The sequence below is a fragment of the Ramlibacter alkalitolerans genome (assembly GCF_016722765.1).
Lineage (GTDB): Bacteria > Pseudomonadota > Gammaproteobacteria > Burkholderiales > Burkholderiaceae_C > Ramlibacter > Ramlibacter alkalitolerans.
Window position 1 is genome coordinate 368,700 of the sequence record NZ_JAEQND010000004.1, and the last position, 24,382, is coordinate 393,081.

At 70.6% G+C, this 24,382-nt stretch carries 27 protein-coding genes; 14 read left to right on the top strand and 13 right to left on the bottom strand.

Annotation, left to right across the window (positions count from 1 at the left end; translation table 11 throughout):
- Positions 1 to 30: 30 nt before the first annotated feature.
- Positions 31 to 1,254 (bottom strand): CaiB/BaiF CoA transferase family protein, encoded by a 1,224-nt coding sequence (locus tag JI746_RS09235; RefSeq protein WP_201688740.1) that lies wholly within the window; start codon positions 1,252 to 1,254, stop codon positions 31 to 33.
- 246 nt (positions 1,255 to 1,500) lie between these two features.
- Between JI746_RS09235 and JI746_RS09240 the strand changes: the two genes are divergently transcribed.
- Positions 1,501 to 2,295 carry a crotonase/enoyl-CoA hydratase family protein gene (locus JI746_RS09240; RefSeq protein ID WP_201688742.1) on the top strand — a complete coding sequence of 265 codons (795 nt, stop codon included), beginning with the start codon at positions 1,501 to 1,503 and terminating at the stop codon, positions 2,293 to 2,295.
- 72 nt (positions 2,296 to 2,367) lie between these two features.
- Positions 2,368 to 3,261: a LysR family transcriptional regulator gene (locus JI746_RS09245; protein WP_201688857.1), complete on the top strand. Its 894-nt coding sequence runs from the start codon at positions 2,368 to 2,370 to the stop codon at positions 3,259 to 3,261.
- Between the two features lie 16 nt (positions 3,262 to 3,277).
- Here JI746_RS09245 and JI746_RS09250 read toward each other — a convergent pair whose 3' ends face one another.
- Together JI746_RS09250 and JI746_RS09255 are read right to left on the bottom strand one after the other, a co-directional pair.
- Positions 3,278 to 3,724, bottom strand: a complete 447-nt coding sequence (locus JI746_RS09250) for a type II 3-dehydroquinate dehydratase (protein ID WP_201688744.1) — start codon at positions 3,722 to 3,724, stop codon at positions 3,278 to 3,280.
- Between the two features lie 17 nt (positions 3,725 to 3,741).
- Entirely contained in the window at positions 3,742 to 4,749 is a 1,008-nt protein-coding gene (locus tag JI746_RS09255) for a TRAP transporter substrate-binding protein (RefSeq protein ID WP_236599681.1), read from the bottom strand.
- Positions 4,750 to 4,835: 86 nt separating this feature from the next.
- On the opposite strand from JI746_RS09255, the gene JI746_RS09260 reads away from it, so the two are divergent.
- The 3 genes from JI746_RS09260 (at position 4,836) to JI746_RS09270 (ending at position 8,077) form a co-directional block, all read left to right on the top strand.
- On the top strand, positions 4,836 to 5,648 hold the full coding sequence (locus JI746_RS09260; protein ID WP_201688746.1) for an IclR family transcriptional regulator: 813 nt from the start codon (positions 4,836 to 4,838) through the stop codon (positions 5,646 to 5,648).
- A 22-nt stretch (positions 5,649 to 5,670) separates the two neighbouring features.
- Positions 5,671 to 6,363: a DUF4286 family protein gene (locus tag JI746_RS09265; RefSeq protein ID WP_201688748.1), complete on the top strand. Its 693-nt coding sequence runs from the start codon at positions 5,671 to 5,673 to the stop codon at positions 6,361 to 6,363.
- 163 nt (positions 6,364 to 6,526) lie between these two features.
- On the top strand, positions 6,527 to 8,077 hold the full coding sequence (locus tag JI746_RS09270) for an amidohydrolase family protein (protein ID WP_269129426.1): 1,551 nt from the start codon (positions 6,527 to 6,529) through the stop codon (positions 8,075 to 8,077).
- A 20-nt stretch (positions 8,078 to 8,097) separates the two neighbouring features.
- Here JI746_RS09270 and JI746_RS27625 read toward each other — a convergent pair whose 3' ends face one another.
- Positions 8,098 to 8,295, bottom strand: coding sequence for a hypothetical protein (locus JI746_RS27625; protein ID WP_236599682.1), 198 nt, complete (start codon positions 8,293 to 8,295; stop codon positions 8,098 to 8,100).
- A 267-nt stretch (positions 8,296 to 8,562) separates the two neighbouring features.
- On the opposite strand from JI746_RS27625, the gene JI746_RS09275 reads away from it, so the two are divergent.
- The 6 genes from JI746_RS09275 (at position 8,563) to JI746_RS09300 (ending at position 15,262) form a co-directional block, all read left to right on the top strand.
- Positions 8,563 to 9,534 (top strand): Bug family tripartite tricarboxylate transporter substrate binding protein, encoded by a 972-nt coding sequence (locus tag JI746_RS09275; RefSeq protein ID WP_201688752.1) that lies wholly within the window; start codon positions 8,563 to 8,565, stop codon positions 9,532 to 9,534.
- Between the two features lie 7 nt (positions 9,535 to 9,541).
- Positions 9,542 to 10,657 carry a DSD1 family PLP-dependent enzyme gene (locus JI746_RS09280; protein ID WP_201688753.1) on the top strand — a complete coding sequence of 372 codons (1,116 nt, stop codon included), beginning with the start codon at positions 9,542 to 9,544 and terminating at the stop codon, positions 10,655 to 10,657.
- A 22-nt stretch (positions 10,658 to 10,679) separates the two neighbouring features.
- Complete coding sequence (locus JI746_RS09285) at positions 10,680 to 12,131, top strand: N-acyl-D-amino-acid deacylase family protein (RefSeq protein ID WP_201688755.1); 1,452 nt, start codon at positions 10,680 to 10,682, stop codon at positions 12,129 to 12,131.
- A 16-nt stretch (positions 12,132 to 12,147) separates the two neighbouring features.
- Positions 12,148 to 13,281 (top strand): DSD1 family PLP-dependent enzyme, encoded by a 1,134-nt coding sequence (locus JI746_RS09290; RefSeq protein WP_201688757.1) that lies wholly within the window; start codon positions 12,148 to 12,150, stop codon positions 13,279 to 13,281.
- A gap of 9 nt (positions 13,282 to 13,290) precedes the next feature.
- Complete coding sequence (locus tag JI746_RS09295) at positions 13,291 to 14,256, top strand: ornithine cyclodeaminase family protein (protein WP_201688760.1); 966 nt, start codon at positions 13,291 to 13,293, stop codon at positions 14,254 to 14,256.
- A 64-nt stretch (positions 14,257 to 14,320) separates the two neighbouring features.
- Complete coding sequence (locus tag JI746_RS09300; protein ID WP_201688761.1) at positions 14,321 to 15,262, top strand: LysR family transcriptional regulator; 942 nt, start codon at positions 14,321 to 14,323, stop codon at positions 15,260 to 15,262.
- Positions 15,263 to 15,293: 31 nt separating this feature from the next.
- Here JI746_RS09300 and JI746_RS09305 read toward each other — a convergent pair whose 3' ends face one another.
- Positions 15,294 to 16,091 (bottom strand): anti-sigma factor family protein, encoded by a 798-nt coding sequence (locus JI746_RS09305; protein WP_201688762.1) that lies wholly within the window; start codon positions 16,089 to 16,091, stop codon positions 15,294 to 15,296.
- The gene (locus JI746_RS09310; RefSeq protein ID WP_330892975.1) at positions 16,078 to 16,662 is read right to left on the bottom strand and encodes a sigma-70 family RNA polymerase sigma factor; all 585 of its coding nucleotides are present in this window, start codon (positions 16,660 to 16,662) and stop codon (positions 16,078 to 16,080) included. Before JI746_RS09310 ends, JI746_RS09305 begins: the two co-directional genes overlap by 14 nt.
- Before the next feature lie 194 nt (positions 16,663 to 16,856).
- Here JI746_RS09310 and JI746_RS09315 point away from each other — a divergent pair, with 194 nt between their 5' ends.
- The 3 genes from JI746_RS09315 (at position 16,857) to JI746_RS09325 (ending at position 18,979) form a co-directional block, all read left to right on the top strand.
- Complete coding sequence (locus JI746_RS09315) at positions 16,857 to 17,747, top strand: metallophosphoesterase family protein (RefSeq protein WP_201688765.1); 891 nt, start codon at positions 16,857 to 16,859, stop codon at positions 17,745 to 17,747.
- 1 nt (position 17,748) lies between these two features.
- Positions 17,749 to 18,126: a cupredoxin domain-containing protein gene (locus tag JI746_RS09320; protein WP_201688767.1), complete on the top strand. Its 378-nt coding sequence runs from the start codon at positions 17,749 to 17,751 to the stop codon at positions 18,124 to 18,126.
- Between the two features lie 109 nt (positions 18,127 to 18,235).
- Positions 18,236 to 18,979: a sulfite exporter TauE/SafE family protein gene (locus JI746_RS09325; RefSeq protein WP_201688769.1), complete on the top strand. Its 744-nt coding sequence runs from the start codon at positions 18,236 to 18,238 to the stop codon at positions 18,977 to 18,979.
- Here JI746_RS09325 and JI746_RS09330 read toward each other — a convergent pair.
- From JI746_RS09330 to mdcC, 7 genes are all read right to left on the bottom strand, one after another.
- Entirely contained in the window at positions 18,957 to 19,871 is a 915-nt protein-coding gene (locus JI746_RS09330) for a LysR substrate-binding domain-containing protein (protein ID WP_201688777.1), read from the bottom strand. The genes JI746_RS09325 and JI746_RS09330 overlap by 23 nt on opposite strands.
- 63 nt (positions 19,872 to 19,934) lie before the next feature.
- Positions 19,935 to 20,843, bottom strand: a complete 909-nt coding sequence (locus tag JI746_RS09335; RefSeq protein WP_201688779.1) for an acyltransferase domain-containing protein — start codon at positions 20,841 to 20,843, stop codon at positions 19,935 to 19,937.
- Complete coding sequence (mdcB, locus tag JI746_RS09340) at positions 20,840 to 21,748, bottom strand: triphosphoribosyl-dephospho-CoA synthase MdcB (RefSeq protein ID WP_201688781.1); 909 nt, start codon at positions 21,746 to 21,748, stop codon at positions 20,840 to 20,842. Before mdcB ends, JI746_RS09335 begins: the two co-directional genes overlap by 4 nt.
- Positions 21,745 to 22,416 carry a malonate decarboxylase holo-[acyl-carrier-protein] synthase gene (gene mdcG, locus JI746_RS09345; protein WP_236599683.1) on the bottom strand — a complete coding sequence of 224 codons (672 nt, stop codon included), beginning with the start codon at positions 22,414 to 22,416 and terminating at the stop codon, positions 21,745 to 21,747. The genes mdcB and mdcG overlap by 4 nt, the downstream gene beginning before the upstream one ends.
- Positions 22,417 to 22,421: 5 nt before the next feature.
- The gene (locus tag JI746_RS09350) at positions 22,422 to 23,126 is read right to left on the bottom strand and encodes a biotin-independent malonate decarboxylase subunit gamma (protein ID WP_201688785.1); all 705 of its coding nucleotides are present in this window, start codon (positions 23,124 to 23,126) and stop codon (positions 22,422 to 22,424) included.
- A gap of 9 nt (positions 23,127 to 23,135) precedes the next feature.
- Positions 23,136 to 24,053 carry a biotin-independent malonate decarboxylase subunit beta gene (locus JI746_RS09355; RefSeq protein WP_201688786.1) on the bottom strand — a complete coding sequence of 306 codons (918 nt, stop codon included), beginning with the start codon at positions 24,051 to 24,053 and terminating at the stop codon, positions 23,136 to 23,138.
- Complete coding sequence (gene mdcC, locus JI746_RS09360; protein WP_201688788.1) at positions 24,050 to 24,382, bottom strand: malonate decarboxylase acyl carrier protein; 333 nt, start codon at positions 24,380 to 24,382, stop codon at positions 24,050 to 24,052. Before mdcC ends, JI746_RS09355 begins: the two co-directional genes overlap by 4 nt.

Consider the following 24,382-nt stretch of genomic DNA (forward strand, 5'->3'; position numbering starts at 1 on the left):
TCGTCTCCGTGGTTTCAGGAATTGCGGCGCTCAGACGACGCCCTTGGCTTGCAGTTCGGCGAGGCGCTCCGGCGAGAGGCCCAGGCGCGCGCGCAGGATGGCGTCGTTGTGTTCCCCCAGCAGCGGGGCGGAACGCGTGTAGCGGATCGGCGTGTCGGACAGCCGGATCGGGTTGGCGACCGTCGGCGCCTCGACGCCGGCGCCGTGCGGCAGCGTTTGCTGCATGCCGCGGTGGCGCACCTGCGGGTCCTCGAACACCTGCTTCATGTTGTAGATCGGGCCGCAGGGCACGTTGCTGGCCTCCAGCAGCGGCACCCACTCCTCCATCGTCTTCGCCAGCATGGCCTCGGCGATCAGCGGGATCAGCGCCTGCCGGTTGCGGTTGCGCTGCGGCCCGGTCGCGAAATCGGGGTGCGTGGCGAGGTGCTCGCAGCCGATCACCTTGCAGAAGGCGGCGTACTGGCCGTCGTTGCCGACGGCGATGATGATGTCGCCCTCCCTGCACTTGAACACCTGGTACGGGACCATGTTCGAGTGCGCGTTGCCCATGCGCTGCGGGACCTTGCCCGAGAGGAAGTAGTTGATCGCCTGGTAGGAGTTGATCGTGACGACGCAGTCCAGCAGCGACATGTCGATGTACTGGCCTTCGCCGCTCACGTGGCGGTGCTCCAGCGCCGCGAGGATGGCCGTGGTGGCGTACATGCCGGTCAGCAGGTCGGTGATCGCGATGCCGCTCTTCATCGGCGCCGCGCCCGGCTCGCCATCCGGCACGCCGGTGATGCTCATGAGCCCGCCCATGCCCTGGAACACGAAGTCGTAGCCGGGCAGCGCCGCATAGGGGCCGTCCTGGCCGAAGCCGGTGACCGAGCAGTAGACGATGCGCGGGTTGACCTTGCGCAGGTCCTCATACGCCAGGCCGTAGCGCGCCAGCGTGCCGACCTTGTAGTTCTCCACCACCACGTCGGCGTCCTTCGCCAGCGCGCGGATGATCTCCTGCCCCTCGGGTGTGGCCAGGTCCACGGTGACCGACTGCTTGCCGCGGTTGGCGCTCAGGAAGTAGGAGGAATCGCGGGTCTCGCGGCCGTCGGGATCCTTCAGGAAGGGCGGGCCCCAGGTTCGCGTGTCGTCGCCCACGCGGGGGCGCTCGATCTTGATCACCTCCGCGCCCATGTCGGCGAGGTTCTGGGTGGCCCACGGGCCCGCCAGGATGCGCGTGAGATCGAGCACCTTGATGTGCCCCAGCGCCGTTTTCATGCCGTCTCCAAGCTCGTTCGGGAAAGGCGCGAGGATAGGAGCCGCAGGCATGGAGCGTCCAATATTTCTTTTCCTGAATCCGATATTGATCGGATATCAGATTGGACCAGCTTCCTCGAGTCACCTCGGCTTTTCCTCGATCCGGGCGATACCGAAGGAGTATCGAATCGCCGCGCATCGCTATTGGACTTTTGTCCGCGTCCCGCCTACGCTCGCGGCCTTCCAACGACAACCGGAGCCCGCCGCATGGCCGAATTCCTCCTCTACGAACAAGACGGTCCCGTGGTCACGCTGACCCTGAACGAACCCGCGCGCCGTAACCCGCTGACCGGCAACAGCGCGGTGGCCGACTTCCTCGCAGCGATCGACCGGATTCACGCCGACCGCAGCGTGCGCGCCGTCATCGTCACCGGCGCAGGCACCGCCTTCTCCTCCGGCGGCGACATCAAGGACATGGAGCGGCAGTCCTCCGGCGCCCTGGGCGGCATGCAGATCCGCCAGGAGTACCGCACCGGCATCCAGCGCCTGCCGCTGGCCCTGTACAACCTCGAGGTGCCGGTGATCGCGGCCGTCAACGGCGCGGCGATCGGCGCCGGCCTCGACCTCGCGTGCATGTGCGACATCCGCATCGCGAGCGAGCACGCCAAGTTCGCCGAGAGCTTCGTCAAGCTGGGCATCATCCCCGGCGACGGCGGCGCCTGGCTGCTGCCGCGGCTGATCGGCCTGTCGCGCGCGAGCGAGCTCTCTTTCACCGGCGAGGTGATCGGTGCGCAGCAGGCGGCCGAATGGGGACTGGTCTCGCGCGTCGTCGCGGCCGGCGAGTTGATGGCCACGGCGAAGGAGCTCGCGGGCCGCATCGCCGCCAACCCGCCGCATGCCGTGCGCCTGACCAAGCGGCTGATCCGGGAAGCGATGCACACGCGGCTGGACACGCTGCTGGAAATGGCGGCGGCCTTCCAGTCGCTGTCGCACCAGACCGCGGACCACCGCGAAGCCGTGGCGGCCTTCCTCGAGAAGCGCGCGCCCGTCTTCCACGGCTGACGCGTCATGGCGCGCGCCCGCGAGGCGGCGCAGGGCGTGGGCTATGCTTGGCCGGATCTCGAAGCCAAGCCCATGGACCTGCGCCGCATCCGCCATTTCGTCGTCCTGGCCGAGACGCTGAATTTCCGCCGCGCGGCGGAGCGCTTGCACATGGCGCAGCCGCCGCTGTCGGTGTCGATCCAGAAGCTCGAAAGCGAGCTGGGCACGAAACTGTTCGTGCGCGAGACGACGGGCGTCACGCTCACGCCCAGCGGCCGGGCCGTGCTCGTCGAAGCTCGCAAGCTGCTGTTCCACGGCACCCAGCTCGCGGAAACGGCCCGCAGCGCCGTGGAAGGCACGGGCGGAACGCTGCGCATCGGCTTCGTGGGCACCACCACCTGGGGCATGCTGCAAAGGCTCGTGCCCGCATTCCGCGCCGAGTATCCGGGCGTGGAACTGGAGCTGCGCGAAGCGACCTCCGTCTCGATCGTGCAGCAGCTCGAAGACCACAGGTTGGACATCGGCCTGGTGCGCACGCCGCTGTTGCAGCCCACCAGTGCCGCCCTGGTGCCCCTGGAGGAAGACCTGTTCGTGGCAGCGTTGCCGCGTGGGCATGCACTGGCCGGCAAGGGGCCGCTGCGCCTGGCGGAGCTGGCCTCCGAGACCTTCGTGATGTACGCCGCCAGCTCTGCCCCGGGCCTGCACAGCGCCGCGCTGCTGGCCTGCCAGGAAGCGGGCTTCCTGCCCCGCGTGTCGCAGCAGGCAGTGCAGGTGCAGACGCTGCTGGCGCTGGTGGAAAGCGGACTGGGCGTGGCCCTGGTGCCTTCGGTCATGCAACGCTATGCGAGCGACAAGATCGTGTACCGGCCGCTCACCGACGTGTCCGCTTCAGCGGCGATCGGGTTGGCCCTGGTGCACCTGCCGGAAGCCGAACTGGCCGCGGCTGCGCGCTTCCGGGAACTCGCGCTGCGCCAGATGGCGCGGTAGGCGCTGCATGCGCCCCTCATTGCGCCTGCGCCTCGCGCGCCAGCGCCACCACGGCGCGCAGCCCCATGAGGTAGGAATGGCGCCCGAGGCCCTGGAGGGTGCCCCTCACGGCCGGCGAGATGATGGAGTGCACGCGCCAGCTTTCGCGGGCGGCGATGTTGGTCATGTGCACCTCCAGCACGGGAAAGGGCATGGCCTTGATCGCGTCGTGCAACGGCACGCCGTGCTGCGTGAGCCCGGCGGGGTTGACGATGGCGCCCTGCGCCCCGTCGATGTGGAGATGCAGGAAGTCGACCAGCGCGCCTTCGTGGTTGGACTGGATCGTCTCGAGCTCGACGTCGAGTTCGCGCGCCAGCGCGGCGAGTTCGGCGTCGATCTCCGGCAGCGTGGTGCGGCCGTAGATGTGCGGTTCGCGGCGGCCGAACAGGTTCAGGTTCGGCCCATGCAGGACAAGGATTTTCACGGGGATGGCCTGTCCGGTCAGAACCTGGAGATGCGTTCCAGTTCGGACTTGAAGAGGGTCACGATGGCGGGGTCGTACGCGCCGGAGAACTTGTCGTACACCGGCCGCACCGCGGCGCGCATCTTCGCGAGTTCGGCCGGCGGCACGTCGTTGTAGACCATGCCCTTGGCGGTGAGCTCGCCCAGCGCCTTGCCGGAGACCTCGCGGCTCACCACGCGCTGCCAGTTCTGCGCCTCGGTCGCGGCCTCCTGGAGGATCTTCTGCTCCTGCGGGGAGAGCCGGTCCCAGAAGCGCTTGCTGATCTGGATCGGGTTGGTCGCATAGACGTGGTTGGTGCCGCTCACGTACTTCTGCACCTCGTAGAACTTGCTCGACGCGATGACGGCGAACGGGTTCTCCTGGCCGTCCACCGCCTTGCTCTCGAGCGCGCCGTACAGCTCGGCGAAGGGCATGGGCAGCGGGTTCGCGTGGAAGGTCTTGAAGGTCTCGAGGAACACGGGGTTGGGAATCACGCGCAGCTTCAGGCCCTCGAGGTCGGAGCCCTTCATGATCGGGCGCTTGCTGTTCGTGACGTTGCGAAAGCCCAGATCGAAGAAGCCCAGCACCACCACGCCCTTCTCGGGCAGCCTGGCCGCGAGGGCCTTGCCGAGCGGGCCGTCGACCATCGCATCTGCCTGCTTCGCGTTGGCGAAGAGGAAGGGGAAGTCCAGCAGGCCGAACTCCTTCACGATGCCGTTCAGCGAGGTGGTGGAGGCGACCAGCATCTCCTGCACGCCGCCCTGCAGCGCCGACTGCTGCTGCAGCTCGTTGCCCAGCTGCGAAGCGGCGAACTCCTGCACCTTGATCTTGCCGCCGCTCCTGGCCGCCACGATCTCGGCGAACTTCTGCACGCCCAGGCTGGTGGGATGGCCCAGGTTGTTCAGGTGGCCGAACTTGATGGTGCGCTCCTGCACCTGCGCGCCGGCGCTGCCCGCGGCCAGGAGGAAAGCGACGGCGGCGAGGCCGCGGCGGGTGATCGGATTCAAGCGTGTCTCCTGTGGATGGCGGTGGAATGTGCGGGCATGATAGGGACGCGGCTTGAAAGCCGTTCCAGGCTGGAATCCCGTTTCACATGACGAATCCAAACGCGCCCACAGGCACCGTCGATCGCACCCTGCGCATCCTGGAAACGCTCGCCGCGCAACCCGAAGGCGTGCCGCTCGCGGCCCTGGCGGACGAACTGAACCTGCCGCGCAGCGCGTGCCATCGCCTGCTGGCCGACCTGGTGCGCTGCGGCTACGTGCGCCAGTTGCGCGAGATGGGCGACTACGCGCTCACCACCAGGTTGCCGGCGCTGGGCCTGAGCTTTCTCGGCGCGGCCGGCATCGTGGACATCGCGCAGCCGATCATCGGCCGCCTCGCGGAAGTGTCGGGGGAGCTGGTCCGCCTCGCGCTGGTGGACGGCGACCGCCTCACCTTCGTCGCGAAGGCGCAGGGCGCGCGCGCCGGCCTGCGCTACGACCCCGACATGGGCATCGACGTGCGCCTTTCCTGCAGCGCAGGCGGGCATGCGTGGCTCATGACGCTGAGCGAAGAGCGGGCGACGGAGATCGTTGCCCGCCAGGGATTCGGCTCGCCGCGCGAATACGGCCCCAAGGCGCCGACCACCTTCAAGGCCTTGATGAAGGTGCTGGAGGAAGACCGCAGGCGCGGGTTCAGCATGATCGTGGAGATGTACGCGCCCGGCATGAGCGCCATGGCCGCACCGATGATCCGGCGGGGCGGCGAAGTCGCGGGCGTGATCACCATTGCCGGGCCGCTGCAGCGGCTGACCGTCGCGCGCATGCAGGAGCTCGGGTCGTCGCTGGTGCAAGCCGCCGGCGAACTGGCCATCGCGGCGACGACTTCGCCCCTGTTGCGCCGCCGGGAAGCCCGCGCGGTCTGAACGCAAAGGAGAAGGAAAGACGATGGCACTGCTGGGTGAATCCGCGCTGGCGATGTGGTGGGACATGGCGCCTTCAATGCGCGCCGAATTCGAACACTGGCACTCGCACGAGCACTTTCCGGAGCGGCTGGCGCTGCCCGGCTTCCTGCGCGCCTCGCGCTGGGCGGCGGCCGACGGCGGCGAGGGCTTCTTCATCCTCTACGAGCTGCAGGACCATGCCGCGCTCAGTTCCCCGGAGTACCTGGCGCGGCTGAATGCACCGACGCCCTGGTCCACCCGGCTCATGCCGCACCACCGCAACATGGTGCGCAGCCAGACGCGCGTGCTGCATTCGCACGGCGCAGGCGTGGCGCGGCATGCGATGACGCTGCGGCTGTCGCCGCGCGAGGGCGAGGCGCAGCGCCTGCAGGGCGCCCTGGGTTCGCTGGTGGAGGCGCTGCCGCTGCGCGAGGGCCTCGGCGGCGCGCACCTGCTGCGCACCGACACGCCCGCGATCGCGCCGACCACGGAGCAGAAGATCCGCGGCAATGCCGATCGCAGCGCGGACTGGGTGTTCGTCGCCTGCGCCTACGAGCTCGAGGCCCTGCAAGCGCAGGCCCGCGACGCGCTCGCGCCGGCAGCGCTCGAAGCGGCGGGCGCGGCGCCGGGGAGCGTCGCCGGGTGGTACGGCTTGTCGCTGTCGTTCGCGCGCGGTGAGAACGGGCCGCGGCGCTGAACAGTCGACGGACCTCCTCCAGGCAGAACAGGCTTCTCCCTTGTTCGGGACCGTCTCTTTCCCTTCGCGATGTAACACTGCTTTACTCCCGCAATCCTTCCCTCTATGAATGCGCCCCAGGCGCAGCCACCCCGGGCGACGCCCCACCCGAGGAGGCATCCGCATGTGCCATCTGTGCGATCTGGGAAGGCCGCAGGACCATCGTGATTCACTGGGTGATTCCCCAGGCCCTTCACGGCGGAACTTCCTGAGGGCCGGGGCGGCGGGGGCCGCTGCTGCGGCCGGGCTGGGCCTGTTCACCGAACGCGCGGCGGCAGCACCGGGTCACGATGATCCTCCCGACGATGCGGGCCGCCAGGGGCGGCGCTATGTCATCAAGGGCGGCCACGTCATGTCCATGGATCCGAACGTGGGCGATTTCGTCGAGGCCGACGTGCTGGTCGAAGGCAAGAAGATCCTCGCGGTGGGGCCGCACCTGCCGGCCTTCGGCACCCCGATCGACGCCCGCGGCAAGATCGTGATGCCGGGATTCATCGATACGCACCACCACCAGTTCGAGACCGCCCTGCGCAGCTTCCTGGCCGACGGCCTGCTGCTCAACGACGGCCAACCGCACGGCGCCATCAACTACTTCGACTACATCCTCGGCAAGTTCGCTCCCGTGTACCGGCCGCAGGACGTCTACATCAACGAGCTGTTCGGCGCGCTCAGCCAGATCGACGCGGGTGTCACGACGGTGCACGACGTCTCCCAGATCCACCACTCGCCGCAGCACTCCGACGCCGCGATCAAGGGCCTGGCCGACTCGGGGCGGCGCAGCGTGTTCGGCTACTTCGAGAGCGCGGGCAATGTTCCGGGCAACCAGTATCCGGCGGATGCCGCCCGCATCAAGTCGCGGTACTTCAGCTCCGACGACCAGCTGCTGTCCATGATCATGGGCGGCGAGATCTACCTGCCGGGCTTCGAGGCCGCCTGGACGATCGGGCGCCAGCTCGGGCTGCAGGTGGCGGCGCACATCGTGGGGCCCTTCGGCATGGCACCGACCTTCGATGCGCTCGCGGCATCGAACCAGTTCGGCCCCGACAACCTGTTCATCCACATGACCGGCATGTCCGACATGAGCTGGCAGAAGGTGAAGGATGCCGGCGCGGCCGTCTCGCTGGCCGTCCCCATCGAGATGAACATGCGCCACGGCATGCCGCCCATCCTCAAGACGCTGTCGCTGGGCATCCAGCCCTCGCTGAGCGTGGACGTGGAATGCACCCTGACGGCGGACATGTTCACCCAGATGCGCAGCGCCATGGCCTTGCAGAAGGCCTTCATCAACCAGATCGCGCTGGAGCAGAACAACCCACCCGGCCTGCCGGAACTGCTGACCACGCGCGACGTGCTGCGCTTCGCCACCATGGAAGGCGCGCGCGACCTGCGGCTCGATCGCAAGACCGGCTCGCTCACGCCGGGCAAGGAGGCCGACATCATCATCCTCGACGCCGAGGCGATCAACGTGGCGCCGCTCAACGTCGTGCCGGGTGCGGTGGTCTCGCTGATGGAGCGCTCGAACGTCGAGACGGTGATCGTCGCCGGCAAGGTGCGCAAGTGGAAGGGCAAGCTGCTCGACGTCGACCTGCGCCGCCTGCGCCGCGACCTGGAAGCCTCGCGCGACTTCCTCTTCAACGCGGCGGGCATCCCGCAGAACCTGTTCCGTCCCAACTGAGGGAACGGCGCGGATCGACGTCAGCGCCGGGTGGCGCGCGTCTCGACCGCGGCCTCCAGCAGCAGGCCGGGCACCGACGTGAGCCCGCCGTTGTCGTTGAAGCGCGTTCCAGGTGGCGTGGCGAGCCGTCGCTCGAACACGTAGCGGGCGCGGGCGCCCCGCCACAGCAGTCCATTTTCGTCATGTCCCAGCGCCGGTAGCCGCCGCGCTCGTCCCAAGCCAACATCACCGCGGCAAAGAATCCCGCGTGCATGCAACCCCCTGTGCCCGCCACGAGCGCCGCGCGACGCCCGATGGACCCACGACGATCTTAGCCGCCGTGAGGGTACGCATTGCGCAGGCGCACCCGGGGCGTCCGGGCGCCGGCGTGAAGCCCCGCTTAACAATGCCTGTAGGCGCACCTGCTTCCCCTGGCGCGCGCGCCGCGCCACACTGCTCGTTTCGGCGCGCACCAGCACGCCGCCCCTGATCCGGAGGTCCTTCCCATGGTTTTGCGTTGGCTGTCGCTCCCCCTGCTCGCGCTGGCGTTCGTGCTCGCGCCGATGAAGGCCGCATTCGCGGCCTATCCCGAGAAGCCGATCCGCCTGATCGTGCCATCCGCCCCCGGCGGCGCGCCCGACGTGCTGATGCGCGCGCTGGCCGACCAGCTCTCCAGGCAGATGGGCGTGGCCTTCGTGATCGACAACAAGCCGGGCGGCTCCTACGTGATCGGCACCATGGAACTGGTGCGCGCGCCCGCCGACGGCTACACGCTCGCCTATGCCAACGTGGTCTCGCTGGCCACCAACAAGTCGCTGCTGGCCAACGTGCCCTACGACGCCGAGAAGGATCTCACCCTCATCTCCAACGCCTTGCGCGTGGTGAACCTGGTGGTCGTCAACAACAACGTGCCGGTCAAGACCATCCCGGAGCTGGTCGCGTATGCGAAGAAGAACCCGGACAAGCTGGCCTTCGGCTCCGACGGCAACGGCACCACGGCGCACCTGGGCATGGAGCTGTTCAAGTCGATGACGGGCGTGCAGATGCTGCACGTTCCGTACAAGGCGGCCACTTCGGCGATCACCGACTTGATCGGCGGCGGCGTGCAGGTGCTGATGTCGAACACGCCCGTGATCGGCCCGCAGGTGCAGCAAGGCCGGGTGCGCGCGCTCGGCATCACCTCGACGCAGCGCTCCGCCGCCTTCCCCGACGTGCCGCCGGTCGCCGACGCGGTGCCGGGCTTCGAGGTGGTGGCCTGGGGCGGCCTGGTCGGCCCGGCCCACCTGCCGAAGGACATCGTCACGCGCCTGAACACCGAGATCCGCGCGGCCCTCGCCACGCCCGCCGTGCTGGAGAAGTTCAAGGCGCTCGGCGCCGAGGCCACGCCCAGCTCGCCGGAGGAATTCCGCGAACTGTCGCGCCGCGAGACCGAGAAGTGGGCCAAGGTGGTCAAGTCCTCCGGCGCCAAGGTCGACTGAAGCCGCGATGAGCCCCTGGAAGCCCGCGCGGCCCGGCGACCCGGTCGCGGCGATCGACACGCCCGCGCTGGTCCTCGACCTCGACGCCTTCGAGCGCAACCTGCGCCGCATGGCGCAGGCGCTGGCCGGCAGCGGCGTGCGCCTGCGCGCCCACGCCAAGAGCCACAAGTGCCCCGAGATCGCGCGCCTGCAGATGGCGCACGGCGCGGTAGGCATCTGCTGCCAGAAGGTGGGCGAAGCCGCCGTGTTCGTCGACGCGGGCATCCCCGACGTGCTGGTCACCAACCAGGTGGTGGGCGAGGCCAAGGTGCGGCGCCTGGCGCAGCTGGCGCGGCGCGCCCGCATCGGCGTGCTGGCCGACCACCCGGAGCAGGTCCGCGCGTACGCCGCCGCGGCGCGCGCGGCCGGTGCGGAACTGGACGTCTACGTGGAGGTCGACGTCGGCGCGGGCCGCTGCGGCGTCGCGCCGGGCGAGGAGGCGGTGCGCCTGGCGCTGCAGATCGCCGACAGCGCGCCGCTGCGCTTCGCCGGCCTGCAGTGCTACCACGGCCCGGCGCAGCACCTGCGCCAGCCGCACGAGCGGCAGGCGGCGATCGCCTCCGCCACGGCGCTGGCCCGCGCGACCCGCGACGCGATCGTGGCCCGCGGCCTCGAGGTGCCGCGGATCACCGGTGCCGGCACCGGCACCTTCGTGCACGAGCGCGACTCCGGCGTCTTCGACGAGCTGCAGGCCGGCTCCTATGTCTTCCTCGACGCCGACTACGGTGCCAACGAGGCGGGCGCGGGCGACGTCGCCTTCGAGCACGCCCTGTTCGTGCGCACCGCCGTGCTCAGTCACGCAACACCCACGCGCGCCGTCGTCGATGCCGGCCTGAAGGCCTCCAGCGTCGACAGCGGCCTGCCGCGCGTCTGGCAGCGCCCGGGCCTGCGCTACGTGAAGGCCGCCGACGAACACGGCACGCTGGCCGTGGACGAAGGCACCACCGTCGCCCTCGGCGAAACCCTGCTGCTGGTGCCCGGGCACTGCGATCCCACGGTGAACCTGTACGACGACCTGGTCTGCATCCGCGGCGACGTCGTCGAAGCCGTCTGGCCGATCGCCGCGCGCGGCGCCCTGCTCTGACCCCTTCCTCCCTTCGATTCCCATGCAGCAACCCTTCGACCTCCTGATCCGCAACGCCGACATCGTCGACGGCACCGGCGCGCCGCGCTTTGCCGGCGACATCGGCGTGCGCGGCGAGCGCATCGAGCGCATCGGCGACCTGGCCGGCGCCACCGGCCGCACCGAAATCGACCTGGGCGGCCGCATCGCGGCGCCCGGCTTCATCGACGCCCACACGCACGACGATCGCCTGCTGCTCTCCGGCGGCGCCATGGCCCCGAAGGTGAGCCAGGGCGTGACGACCGTGATCGGCGGCAACTGCGGCGTCTCGCTGGCGCCGATGCCCCGTCCGATCCCCGACCCGGTGACCCCGCCGCTCAACCTGCTCGATGACGAAGGCGGCTGGTTCCGCTACCCCAGCTTCGCTTCCTACCTGCAGGCGCTGCGCGAGCAGCCGGCCGCCACCAACTGCGCGATGCTGGTCGGCCACACGACGCTGCGCGTCGCCACCCTCGACGACCTCGAGCGGCCGGCCACGACGGCGCAGGTCGCCCGCATGCGCGCGCTGGTGCAGGAGGCGATGGAAGCCGGCGCGATCGGCGTCTCCACCGGCCTGTTCTACGAGCCGGCGATCGCCGCCCCGACCGAGGAGGTGATCGAGACCTGCCGGCCGCTGAAGGACTTCAACGGCCTGTACTGCACCCACATGCGCAACGAGGCCGACGGCGTGATGGACTCGCTGGAGGAGACCTTCCGCATCGGGCGCGAGGTCGGCGTGCCGGTCGTGATCTCGCACCACAAGGTGATCGGCCAGCCGAACTACGGCCGCTCCGAGGAGACGCTGGCCTTCATCCGCCGCAACATGGCGCTGCAGCCGATCTGCCTGGACTGCTATCCCTACACCGCGGGTTCCACCGTGCTCTCGACCGACCGCGCCGCGAGTTCCTCGCGCGTGATCGTCACCTGGTCCAAGCCCCTGCCGCAGTACAACGGCCGCGACCTGGACGCGATCGCGCGCGACCTGGGCGTGAGCCAGGAGGAGGCGGTGCGGCGCCTGCTGCCGGCCGGCGCGATCTACTTCCGCATGGACGAGGCCGACGTGCAGCGCATCCTGCAGTTCGACGAGACGATGATCGGCTCCGACGGGCTGCCGCACGACGCTTCGCCGCACCCGCGCCTGTGGGGCAGCTTCCCGCGCGTGCTGGGGCACTACCGGCGCGCGCTGAACCTGTTCCCGCTGGAGCAGGCGGTGCACAAGATGACCGGCCTCACCGCCCGCAACTTCGGCCTGGCCGACCGCGGCGTGCTCAAGGAAGGCGCGTACGCCGACCTCACGCTGTTCGACGCCGAGACCATCGACGAGGCCGCCAGCTACGAGCACCCGATCGCGCCCGCCCGCGGCATCGAGACGGTGGTCGTCAACGGCCGCGTGGTCTGGCGCGAGGGCCGAGCCACCGGCGAGCGGCCCGGCCAGGTCCTGCAGCGCACCGCCTGACGCGAAGGAGCCCGCCATGACGCAGCAAACCCTGGAGCAGCTGGAAACCCCCGCGCTGCTGCTGGACGAGGCGCAGATGCAGCGCAACATCGAGCGCATGCGCTCGCGCCTGCGCCGTCTCGGCGTGGGATTCCGGCCGCACGTGAAGACGAACAAGAGCATCGAGGTGTCGCGCCGGCTGATGGAAAGCCCCGAAGGCCCGATCACCGCCTCCACGCTGCTGGAAGCCGACTACTTCGCGCAGCACGGCGTGCGCGACATCCTCTACGCGGTGTGCATCGCGCCCAACAAGCTGCAGCACGTGATGAAGCTGCAGGACCAGGGCGTGCGCATGTCGCTGATCCTGGACAACATGGAGACGGCTCGCATCCTGGCCGATGGCGCGCGCGGCAGCGGCCGCAGCTTCGAGGTGCTGATCGAGATCGACTCCGACGGCCACCGCTCCGGCGTGCGGCCGGAGGCGCCCGAGCTGCTGGAGATCGCCCGCTTCCTGCACGGCAACGGCGTCACGCTCAAGGGCGTGATGACGCACGCCGGCGCCTCCTACGACTGCAAGGCGCCGGCGGAGATCACGGCGATGGCGGAACAGGAGCGCGCCGGTGCCGTGCGCGCCGCGGAGCGCCTGCGCGCCGCCGGCCTGCCCTGCCCGGTGGTGAGCGTGGGCTCCACGCCCACGGCCCTCTTCGCCGAGCAGCTCGCCGGCGTCACCGAGGTGCGCGCGGGCGTGTTCGTCTTCTTCGACCTCGTGATGGCGGGGCTGGACGTGTGCCGCACCGACGAGATCGCGCTGTCGGTGCTGGCTACGGTGATCGGCCACCAGCGCGAGAAGGGCTGGACCCTGCTCGATGCCGGCTGGATGGCGATGTCGCGCGACCGCGGGACGGCCGGCCAGCGGGTCGACCAGGGCTACGGACTCGTGTGCGACCTCGATGGCCGGCCGCTGGAGGACTTCATCCTCGTCGGCGCCAACCAGGAGCACGGGATCATGGCGCGCCGCAGCGGGGCGGCGGGGCCGCTGCCGGCGGTCGGCACCCAGGTGCGCATCCTGCCGAACCACGCCTGCTCCACGGCGGCGCAGTTCCGGCAGTACGAGGTGCTGGGGCCGGAGCATTCGGTGACGGCGACCTGGCCGCGCTTCAGCGGCTGGTAGGAGCCTGCGATGCGGATCCTTTCCGAAGCGGATGCCCGCGCACTGGTGGGCATGCAGGACGCCATCGAAGCCGTGCGCGCGTGCTTCGTCGCCATGGCCCGGGGGCAGGCCCGCAACTACAACGTCGTGCGCGAGGCGGTGGGCCACCAGGACGCCGTGTTCGGCGTCAAGACCGGCTGCAGCCAGGCCGGTCCGGTGCTGGGGCTCAAGGCCGGCGGCTACTGGCCGCACAACCACGCGCGCGGCCTGGCGAACCACCAGTCGGCCACGCTGCTGTTCGATGCGGACACCGGCCGCGCCGCCGCGCTGGTCAGCGCGAACTACCTCACCGGCGTGCGCACCGGTGCGGCCAGCGCCATCGCCACCGACGCCCTCGCGCGGCCGGACAGCAGCGTGCTGGGCATGCTCGGCACCGGCGGGCAGGCGCTGCACCAGTTGCTGGCGACGCTCGCGGTGCGTCCGATCCGGCGCGTGCACGCCTGGGGCCGCAGCGCGGACAAGGTCGCGGGCTTCGGCAGGGAAGTGGAGCAGCTGGGGCTGGAGTTCGTCGCCGGCGACCGCGAATCGGTGGTGCGCAATGCCGACGTGCTCGTGACCGTCACGCCGGCGCGCGAGGCGCTGGTGGAGCAGGCCTGGGTGCGGCCCGGGACGCACGTCAACGCGATGGGCGCCGACACCCGCGGCAAGCAGGAACTCGACCCGGCGCTGCTGGCCGGCGCCGCCGTGTTCGTCGACGAAGCCGCGCAGGCCGTGACCATCGGCGAGTGCCAGCACGCCTGCGCGGCGGGGCTGCTGCGGGAGCAGGACCTGCAGCCCCTGGGCGAGGTGCTCGCAGGCATGCGGCCGGGGCGCACGAGCCCCGGGCAGGTCACCGTGTTCGACGGCACCGGCGTGGCGCTGCAGGACCTCGTCGTCGCCGAACTCGCCTGGCGGCTCGCGCGCGAGCGCGGCGCCGGCAGCGTGGTGGATTACTAGCCAGGCTCCTAGCCGCGGCCACCCCGGCGCTCGCCACGGCAGAATGTCACCTGGACATTCCGCCATGGTGAACGACGCCTCCGACCTGCGCTTCTTCGTCACGCTCAGTGAAGCGGGCTCGCTGGCCGAGGCCGCGCGCCGGCTCGACGTCACGCCATCGGCCGTGTCCCAGCACCTGCGCCAGCTCGAAAGCCGCCTCGGCCTCGTCCTCGTGCGGCGCAGCACCCGCCGCTTCAGCCTGACCGACGAGGGCGAACTGTTCTACGCCGGCGCGCTCGACCTGCTCGCGCGGCTGGACCTGCTCACCGACAATCTGCGCGCCCGCGCCAGCGAGGTGGCGGGCAACCTGAACCTGTGCGGCCCGCTTGGCTTCGGCCGCCACTACCTGGCGCAGGCGGTCGCGGAATTCCACGCGCTGCACCCGAAACTGCTGGTCTCGCTGAACCTGACCGACGTCGTGCCGGCGGCCGACGCGCGGGGTTTCGACCTGATCGTGCACATCGGCGACCTGCCCGATTCGAGCCGCGTCGCCTGTCCGCTCGCCCCCAACGAGCGCTTCCTTTGCGCCTCGCCCGATTACGTGGCGCGGCGCGGCATGCCGGCGAAGCCGGAGGACCTGGCGCAGCACGACTGCCTGGTGCTGCGCGAGAACCAGGAGGACGTGACGCTGTGGCGCTTCACCCGCCACCGCAGGGAGCTGGCCGTGCGCGTGCCCGCCACCCTGTGCAGCAACGACGGCGAGGTCGTCAAGCAGTGGGCGCTCCTGGGCAAGGGCATCCTGCTGCGCTCCGAGTGGGACGTGGCGGACTGCCTGCGCGAAGGCCGGCTGGTGCGGCTGCTGCCGGAGTGGCAGCTGCCGCCGGCCAACGTCGTTGCGCTGCTCGGGCGGCGCGGTGCCACCTCGGCGCGGGTGCGCCTGTTCCTGTCCTTCCTGCAGGCGCGGTTCCAGCCGGTGGCGCCGTGGCGGGCGGGGGCGCAAGGGCAGAGGCTGCGGGTCGCGTCCTGAGCGCGCACGCGGTTCGGCAGGCTCGTTCCCGTCAGCCCTTGCCTTCCTCGCGGCGGCAGGCCTGCACGATCAGCTGCAGCTCGTGGGGGTCGAGGTCCGATACCAGCCTGTGCGCCATGCCCGAGCGGGTCCACTGGGCGATACGGATCCCGTTGACGACGGCCACCTTCACGGGGGCGTCGCCCTGCCGCGTCGGCCAGATGTAGTGGTCGACCAGGTGCTTGCCGTGCTGGTAGACGATCACGGCCACCCTGCGGCCCTCCACGTAGTCGACCCGACCGCCGAGGATCGACGTGCCGGGAACATCGAGCGGCCGCACGGGCGGTGAGTAGTCCAGCTGGGTCGCGAACCAGGGCTTGACCGTGTGCTGGTCGGAGGACGCGACGTCGATGGAGCGCTGCGCCATCGTGGCGCGCACATGGCTCGCCACGAGCTCCTGCTGCAGGCGTTCATCGTCGCCGGCGCGCAGCATCAGGGCGTTGACGGCGATCGTGGCGACGGTGGCCAGCACCACGCCGGTCGCCAAGGGCCGCAATGCGAGCCACGTGGCCAGGGTGCGACGCCACCTGGCCTGCCACTGCGGCCGTGCGTCGCCGGCCGCAGCCGCGCGCACGCCGGCCAGGACGGCGATGCGTCGTCGCAGCGCGTCGGGCGCCGCATGGTAGTCCGCCTCGCTGCGCAGCGACTGCGACAGCTGCTGCACAGCCTCGACCTCCCGGCGCAGGTCGGCATCGAGCTTCAGGCGCTCCTCGAATCGAAGGTGCGTGGCCAGGTCCAGCTCGCCGTCCACGTAGGCGTTGAGCTGCCGGTTCTCGCTATCGGCGTGCATCTGAGGCCTCCTTGTCCTTCGTCCCGATGACCCGCTGCAGTTGGGGCCGCAGCTCGCCTGCCAGGACCCGGCGCAGCAGCTCGCGCCCGCGGGCCAGCCGCGACATCACGGTGCCCACGGGGATGTCGGCGATGCGCGCGATGTCCTTGTACGACAGGTCCTCCAGCTCGCGCAGCACGATGACCTCGCGATAGGCGACGGGGATCGTGCTCAGCGCCCAGTTGATCTGCGCGCGCTCCGCATTGCGCGCCGCGACGGCCTGCGGTTCGTCCGCCGTCGGCGCGGCGACCTCGCGCCAGCCGTCCTCGCCATCGTCCAGCGACACCACTTCCGCGGGCCGGTTCCGCTCCAGCCACGAATAGCAGGTGTGGCGCACGATCTGCAACAGCCACGGCCGCGCGTTCTCCCCGCGCATGGCGTGGAAGTAGCGCAGCGCGCGCAGGCTCGCCTCCTGCACCACGTCGCTGGCATCGTGGTCGTTGCGCGTCAGCCAGCGGGCGAGGTTGTACGCAGCATCCAGGTGCGGAAGCACCATGCGCTCGAAGCGGCGCTGCTCTTCATCATCGGCCACGGGAGCTCCTTGTCTCGTCCTGCCTGTACCGCAGGCAGGACCGGCGTATTCCCGCTCGAGCTCGCCTGCGCCGGAAGTCCCGACGAGTGGCGGCGGGACGCTCGGAACCGGAATAAGTGCGCCGGGCATGCGGTCATGCAAGCGGGTGGACCGACACGCACATCCGCCCCGCCCTTCCCACCAGGAGCACCCTCATGGATTCCATAGCCCGCAGGAAATTCCTCCGCCTGTCCGCCTACGGCGGCCTCGTCTTCAGTTCCGGCCTGCCCCGCGCGCGAGGCCAGGACGCCCACAGTGCCGAGGACGGCTTCTACTTCGTCCAGCTCTCCGACACGCACTGGGGCTACCAGGGCGAAGCCAACCCCGATGCCGGCGTCACGCTGCCCAAGGCGATCGCGGCCGTCAACGCCCTTGCCGTGCAGCCGGACTTCGTGGTGTTCACGGGCGACCTGACCCACACCACCGACGATCCGCGCGAGCGGCGCAGGCGCATGGCGCAGTTCAGGGAGATGGTCGCCGGCCTGCAGGTGAAGACCGTGCGCTTCCTCGCCGGGGAACACGACGCGGCGCTGGACCAGGGCCGCGCCTTCCGGGAGTTCTTCGGCGCCAGCCGCTACACCTTCGACCACAAGGGCGTGCACTTCATCGCCCTCGACAACGTCAGCGACCCGGCGGCGCGCCTCGGGGACGAGCAGCTCGCGTGGCTTGCGGCCGACATCCAGGAGCAGCCGATGGACGCGCGCATCGTGGTGCTCGCGCACCGGCCGCTGTTCGACCTGTACCCGCAGTGGGACTGGGCCACGCGTGACGGCGCGCGGGCGGTCGAGATCCTCCTCGCGCGTCCGAACGTCACCGTTTTCTACGGCCACATCCACCAGGAGCACCACCACACCACCGGGCACATCGCGCACCACTCGGCGCGCTCGCTGATCTTCCCCCTGCCCGCGCCGGGCTCGCAGGCGAGGCGCACGCCGCTGCCCTGGGACGGCGCCCACCCGTACGCGGGACTCGGCTTCCGCGAAGTCGAGGCGCGGCGGGCCGAAGCGGCGTATGCGCTGGTGGAATTCCCCGTCGCGAAGGCCTGACATGGACGCACCGCTGCAACGTCGCGCTTTCCTCGGCAGTGCTGCCGCCGTGGTACTGGCGGGTGGCGCCTGCGTGACCATCACCTGCGCAGCCGCGCCCAAGGGCCGCGTCGTCCCGGTCGTGGCGCGCAAGTTCGCGTTCGTTCCCGCGCGCATCCAGGCGCGCAAGGGCGAACGCCTGGTGCTGCAGTTCACGGCGCCGGAGGTCCCCATGGGCGCCAGCTTCCCGGACTTCGGCGTGCGCGCCGACATCGTGCCGGGCCGGGTGACGAAGCTCGAATTCGTGCCGGACAAGGTCGGAACCTTCACCTTCGTGTGCGACGTGTTCTGCGGCAGCGGGCACGAGGACATGAGCGGAGCGCTGGTCGTCACCGAATGAGGCGCACCGGACGGCCGCGGCTGTCTCCGCGTCCAGGTTCGGCGCAGACTAAGGGTGGCTACGGAAGATCCGACGCGACAGAAGCTTGCCGGCCGCACAGACTCGCCGCATGGACATCCTGTTGTTGGCCGGCGTCTCGGCAACGTTCTTCGCCGCCGGCGCCACGAAAGGCATCTCCGGAATGGGGCTGCCCACCGTCTCGATGGGTTTGCTGGGCCTGTTCATGCCGCCTGCCAGCGCCGCTGCGCTCCTGGTCATGCCGTCCTTGCTCACGAACGTGCTGCAATGCCTGGGCCGGCATTTCCGCGGGATCGCGGCCATGCTCTGGCCGATGTGGCTGGGGACCTTCGGCGGCGTCCTCCTGGCACCCCTGCCCTCCCTGGCCAGCGGCGCGGCGACGGTGCGCCTCGGCCTGGGAGGGCTGCTCCTCGCGTACGCGGCCTACGGACTCCTGCGTCCCTCCATCACGCTGCAACTGCGTCAGCGCACGCTCCTTTGGGTCGCACTGCTCGTGGGCTATGTCACGGGTGCACTGACCGCCGCCACGGGGGTCTTCATCGTGCCGATGGTGATGTTCATCCAGATGCTGGCGTTGGGGAAGGAAAGGATGGTGCAGGCGCTGGGCCTCTCGTTCACGGTGTGCACCGTCGCCCTGGGTGTTTCCCTGGGCTGGAGCACGTCATGGAATGCGCTGTCCAGCCTGGAGGGGGCAGTGGCACTCGCATGCGCCTTCGCCGGCATGGGCGTGGGGGTGAGGATGCGCGAACGCATTTCCGGTGGAGCGTTTCGCGTCATGCTCTTCGTCGTCTTCGGGGTCCTCGGTGCAGCGCTCATGACGAAGGAGCTGCTATGACGCCCGCCTTCTGGCGCAGCAGGAAGGCCAGCATCTTCTCGACGTGGGCAGGCAGTTCCTCCCTCCTGCGCGTGCAGACCATGAGCGATCGCTGCGCCCACGCATCGAGCAGCCTGACGGCGCGGATGCCCGCGCTGCGACGCGCCCGCCGGGCGACGGCTGCGGGTACGATTCCCACACCGATCCCCTGGCCGACCACGGCGCACACGTTCTCCAGGCTGCGCACCCGCACCCGATAGGTGAATCGCCGGCCGGACCTTTTGATCTGGCGCGTCACCAGCTGCTGCAAGGCGCTGTCCTCCCCGAGCGCCACGAACTCGGTCTCCGACAGCTCGGCGAGCGAAAGGGTTCGGCGGCCCGACAGAGCGTGGCCTTCGGGCACGACGAGCACCAGCGGGTCGGGGCGGAACGGATGGCATTCCAGGCCGGCGGTGTCGGCCGCGTCGGAGAGGACGCCGAGATCGCAGATCCCGTCCCGGATGGCGTCGGCAATCTCCTGGCTGGATCTCTCCTCCAGGTCGATGGAGATGGCCCGATGGTTCCCGAGGAAGCTGGCGACCAGGCGTGGAAGGTGCTCGCTCACCGCAGAGGTGTTGCACAGGATGCGGACGCGGGCTTGGGCCCCACCCCCGAAGTCCTGGAGCTCTCCCTCCATCTGCTGCATCTGCTGCAGGATGGCCCGGGCGTGGCGCAGGACGGCCGTGCCGGCGTCGGTCAGGGAGACACCCTTCTTTCCTCGCACCATCAAGGGCCCACCCAGCGCGTCCTCCAGTCCCTTGATGCGCTCGCTGGCGGAGGCAGGCGTCAGGAAGGTCGCCTTGGCGCCTCCGCTGATCGTCCCGACGTCGATCACGTTGACGAAGAGCTGCAGGTCGGTGAGGTCGTAGCGCATGCAATCAGCCTGGGGATGAGCCCCGTAGCTTAGGCGCGATGGACGCCTGGCCCTCCTGCGGTTTCAACCCTGCCGGAGGACCCATGCCGCTGCGCCCTCGGCGCTGCGGAACTCGTCCAGTGAACGGACGGGCACCTCCGGGTACCGGGCGGCCCACATCCGCGCCAGCGCGTTGCCGCCGCCGATCTCGATCACGCAGGCCGGCCTGCGCTCCGCGATCGCGGCCATGCAGGCTCCCCACTCCACGGTCTGCCCGAGCTGCGCGGCCAGGGCCGTGACAAGCACCGGCACTTGGCGGCTCGTCGTGCCCGTTGCGTTCAATGCGAGCGGCGACTCCGGCGGGCGCAGCCCGGCGCCCTGCACCACCGGGAGGAACGCTTCCGCTGCGCTGCGCATCCAGGAGGTATGCGAAGCCAGTGCCACGCAGATCGGCTTGAACTGCGCCCTGTGCTGGAGAGCCTCTCGCACGGCGGCCAGCGCCTTGCGGTCCCCGCCGAAGATGCCGTGGTCCGGATCGATGCGGATCGCGCACTCCACGCCGGGGGCAGCGGAAAGTACCTCCGCCTCGTGGATCCCGCTGATCGCCACAAGTCCTGTGTCGTGGCCCTGCACCGCCGCGTCCATCAAGCGCGCGCGACGTCGGGCCAGGTCCAGGGCCGCAGGGGGCGTGTACACCCCCGCAGCGGCGAAGGCGGCCACTTCGCCCACGCTGTAGCCCGCCACCACTTCCGGCGCTTGCCCCAGCAGGGGCCGCAACGCCGACCAGGCAGCGAGTGCGGTGCCGACGATCAGCGGCTGCGCCAGCGCATTGCTGGCTCGACACGCATCGGCCGCCAGCAAGGTGCGCCAGTCCTGCCCCATGCAGTCTTCGAGCGCGGCGAGCACGGGGCGGGCCTCGGCCGCATCCTCCAGCCACGGCAGCATCCCGGGATGCTGCGTTCCCTGCCCCGAGAAGACGACGGCGTAACTCATGCGCGATGCGAGGCCAGGGTGCCCAGCTGCTCCGCCCACCACGCGCAGGCGATCACGTCGGCCGCGCCGCCCGGGGACAGCCGGCGCGCCACGAATCGACCATGCACTTCCTGGGCGGACGTGCGCCAGCCCCGGCGAAGAACGCCGCCGGCGGCCAGGAAGTCCTGCGCCTGCGCCTGCGCGAAGCGCAGCCCCTCGATCCCGCCGCGGTGCACGAGGTTCGTGTCGTCCAGCGTGGCCAGGGTCGCGAAGAGGCCCTGCACGAGGGCCGCAGTGCCGCAAGCGCCCGCCGACCGCGCGGCGCGCATTGCGGGCAGCGTGGTGGAAAAGAGGACCGGGAACCCTGCGGCCGCTTCATCGCCGGCGCTGCGCAGCCCGTGCGCCCGCGCAGCGCGCTGGCCTTTGCTGGCCGCGGGTGCGGCGGCCGCCCGTGCGGCGCGCGCCCGCAGTGCGTCACCCCACTCTTCGTCCAGGCAGGCCCGTACCGCTTCCGGCTCCAGCACCGCGGCGCGCGCCGCCAGCCGCCCCGTCGCCGCGCACAGCAGCCCCAGGGCGAAGATGGCGCCCCGGTGCGTGTTGATGCCGCCCGTCGCCGCCAGCATGCGCTCCTCGGCCTCGCGCCCCAGGCGCTCGAGCTCCGGGAAGGAAGCGCCTTCCGCACCGGCCTGCGCAATGGCGGGAAAGTAGCTGCGCAGGCCGAACAGGCTGCGCATGAAGGTGGCTGCATCCATGTCCTCGTGGCTGCCGTTGTCCACGAAGGAAACGAGGCCCGGCTTGGGCGCGAGCGAGAGCTCGTGGTAGAGGGCGAGCGTGGCCAGCCGACCGATGCCGCGGACCGTCTCGTGCAGCGGCACCCTTGCCGCAGCCGGCAGGCCATGGATCGCGACCCGGACGGCGGCGTTCATGCCGTCACGGCCGGCTGGCGCTCCAGCCAGTCCAGCCCCTGCTCCAGGCCCACGCCGTACAGGCGCTTGACCATGACGCGCTGCACGTTCCCACTGCGCCACTGCAGCCATTCGCGCCAGGCGACGGCGCTGCCATCGGGGAAAATCAGTTCGCCGTCGATGCGCGGTCCGGCCCACTCGAAGGCAGCGAGCCGGCTTGCCACGGCGTCGGCTGCTTCGACGCCGGGCACCTGCAGCAGCAGGTCGATGTCCGAAGCGGGCATCAGGTAGCGCAGGCGCGTGACGGCCTGCCAGCCGAAGCTCCCATGCACCCGCGCGTGGACGTCGATGGCCTCGCATTGGCGCTGCAAGGCGCTCCAGCGCGCGCGCAGTGCCAGGGGCAGCAGCCGCGAGACTTCGCCAGCCCGCGGGAACCGGTCGTGGTACAGGACGGCACTGCGCGGCACGCGCAAGGCGATCTTGCGGCGGCCCCAGGCAATGGGCGCCGCCAGCCCCAGCGCGAGATCCTCGCGGCCCGCTTCCTGGCGTCCGACCACCAGGGGAAGGCGCTGCTCGCACCAGTGCGCCAGGCATGCGGCGACCTCCGGCGCGTGCTCCCCGCCGCGAAGGTGCTGCCATCCGGCGCAGGAGAGCCAGACCAGTTGGTGCCGGCGCAGCAGGGCCGTCATGGCCGTCACGCTGCGAGCACCTGGTCGATGACCGCCTGCGCCAGGCAGCGGCCCCCGCGCTGCGCACCGTCGCGGGCGCGCTCGTCGCCGGCGGGAAGATCGGCGAGCGCCGCGGCAAGGCACGCCCGCAGCTCGCCTTGCCACAGCGAACGCACCCCGCCCATGGCCACGTAGTTCGCCACGCCCGGCGCGAACACGGGATTGGACTTCGAGAGCTCCGTGAGCATCTCTTCCGGCAGCTTCGTGATGCGCGCCATCGCGGGAATGCGCATCACGCGGATCTCCGTTTCCGGCAGCGCGTAGCACGCGTCGGCCATCAGGCCCGAGGTGAGGAAGCCGCCGGACAAGGCCTGGTCGTAGACGAGCCCCACCACGGCGTGGCCGCGCCGCCGCGCCAGGTCGATGCAGCAGCCCAGGTGCGCCATGGCGCGGTTGATGCCCAGCATCTCGTCCTGCCGGCGCAGTTGCTGCCCCTGCGTATCGATCAGCAGGAGGATGGGGCGGCGCGGATGCCTGGCGATCGTGTCCAGCACCACCCGCGCCTGGGCCAGTGCGAGCTGCACGCCGATGGGCGCATGGCCCGTGGTGCCCACCACCGCGATCGGCTCACCGTCGCTCCCGAATGCCGCTTCGCCGGCCAGGAGCTCGCCCACCTGCCGAATGCGGTGGCCCTCTCCGAAGAGGGCCTGCGCAAGATCCTTCCATTCCATGCTCACTCCTCAGGCGGCCAGGGCCGCGGATGCAGACGGACGCAGGCCGCGCACAGCGGCGGCGCCGAGTTCGGGGATGCGGGCAGCGTCCGGCACACCGAGCTGGGCCCACAGCGCCAGCGCCTCGGCGCCGCTGCCGGCCGCCACCAGCCGCGCCGCCAGGCCGGCGTGCTCCTGTTCGAGGGAGTCCAGCGTCAGCGGGCGCGAGGTGGCCGCGCGGGTGACCGCCTGGATCGCCGCGGCGCGGAAGGCCCGCACGTCGTCCTCCACCAGCGCATCGCAGTCCCCGGTGAGGAAGCGGTGCTTGCCGCCCGTGGTGCGCCACACCAGGGCGCGATCGCGCGCGTCGAACTCCTCGACGCCGTGCGAGGCCTCGATCACCTCCGGCCCGGACATGGCCAGCCGGCCGATGTCGCTCATCACGATGCGGTCGGTGCAGCGCGCCACGATGCCCATGCCGCCGAAACACCCGTTGGCGCCGCCGATCAGCGTGACGACGGGAATGCCGGCAGCCCGCACGTCGAGCACGGCGCGCATGACCTCGGAGACGGCGATCAGGCCGGCGTTCGCCTCGTGCAGGCGCACGCCGCCGGACTCGGCCAGCAGCAGCACCGCCTGCGGTCGATCGCGCAGGGCCCGCCGCAGCACCCCGACCAGCTTGGCGCCATGCACCTCGCCCACGCCGCCCCCCATGAAGGCGCCCTCCTGCGCGGCCACGAACACCTCGCGCTCCTGCAGCCGGGCGCGGCCGATGGCGACGCCATCGTCGAAGGAGGTCGGCACGCCCAGCTGCGCCAGGTGCGGACTCGTGACCCGCTTCGAAGGCGGCAGCCACTCGTGGAAGCTGCCGGCGTCCAGCACGTGGCCGAGCCGTTCGCGCGCGCTGCACTCCGCGTAGCTGATGCGTCTTGCGCCGCTGTTCTTCATGGCTGTCCTCCGGGCAGTTCGGCGGCCGCCTGCGCCAGCCGCAGGCTGACCACCGCGGGCGTCGCGCCCATGTCGTGGATGGAGACCTGCACGCCGGCGAGCGCGTGCCGCTGGTGGAAGTCCTGGATCACCGCCTCCCAGATCGCACCGAAGCCGCGTGCCGAGGTCTCCACATGGAAGCGGCAGCTGCCGCCGGTGCCCGGTTCCAGCAGCACTTCGAGGTTGCCGGAACCGACCACGCCCACCAGGATGGGCGCGAAGGCGCCGGGCGCGTGGCGGCCGACCAGTTCGTAGTCCAGGCGTTCGATGCCGGGTGTCATGTTGCTCAT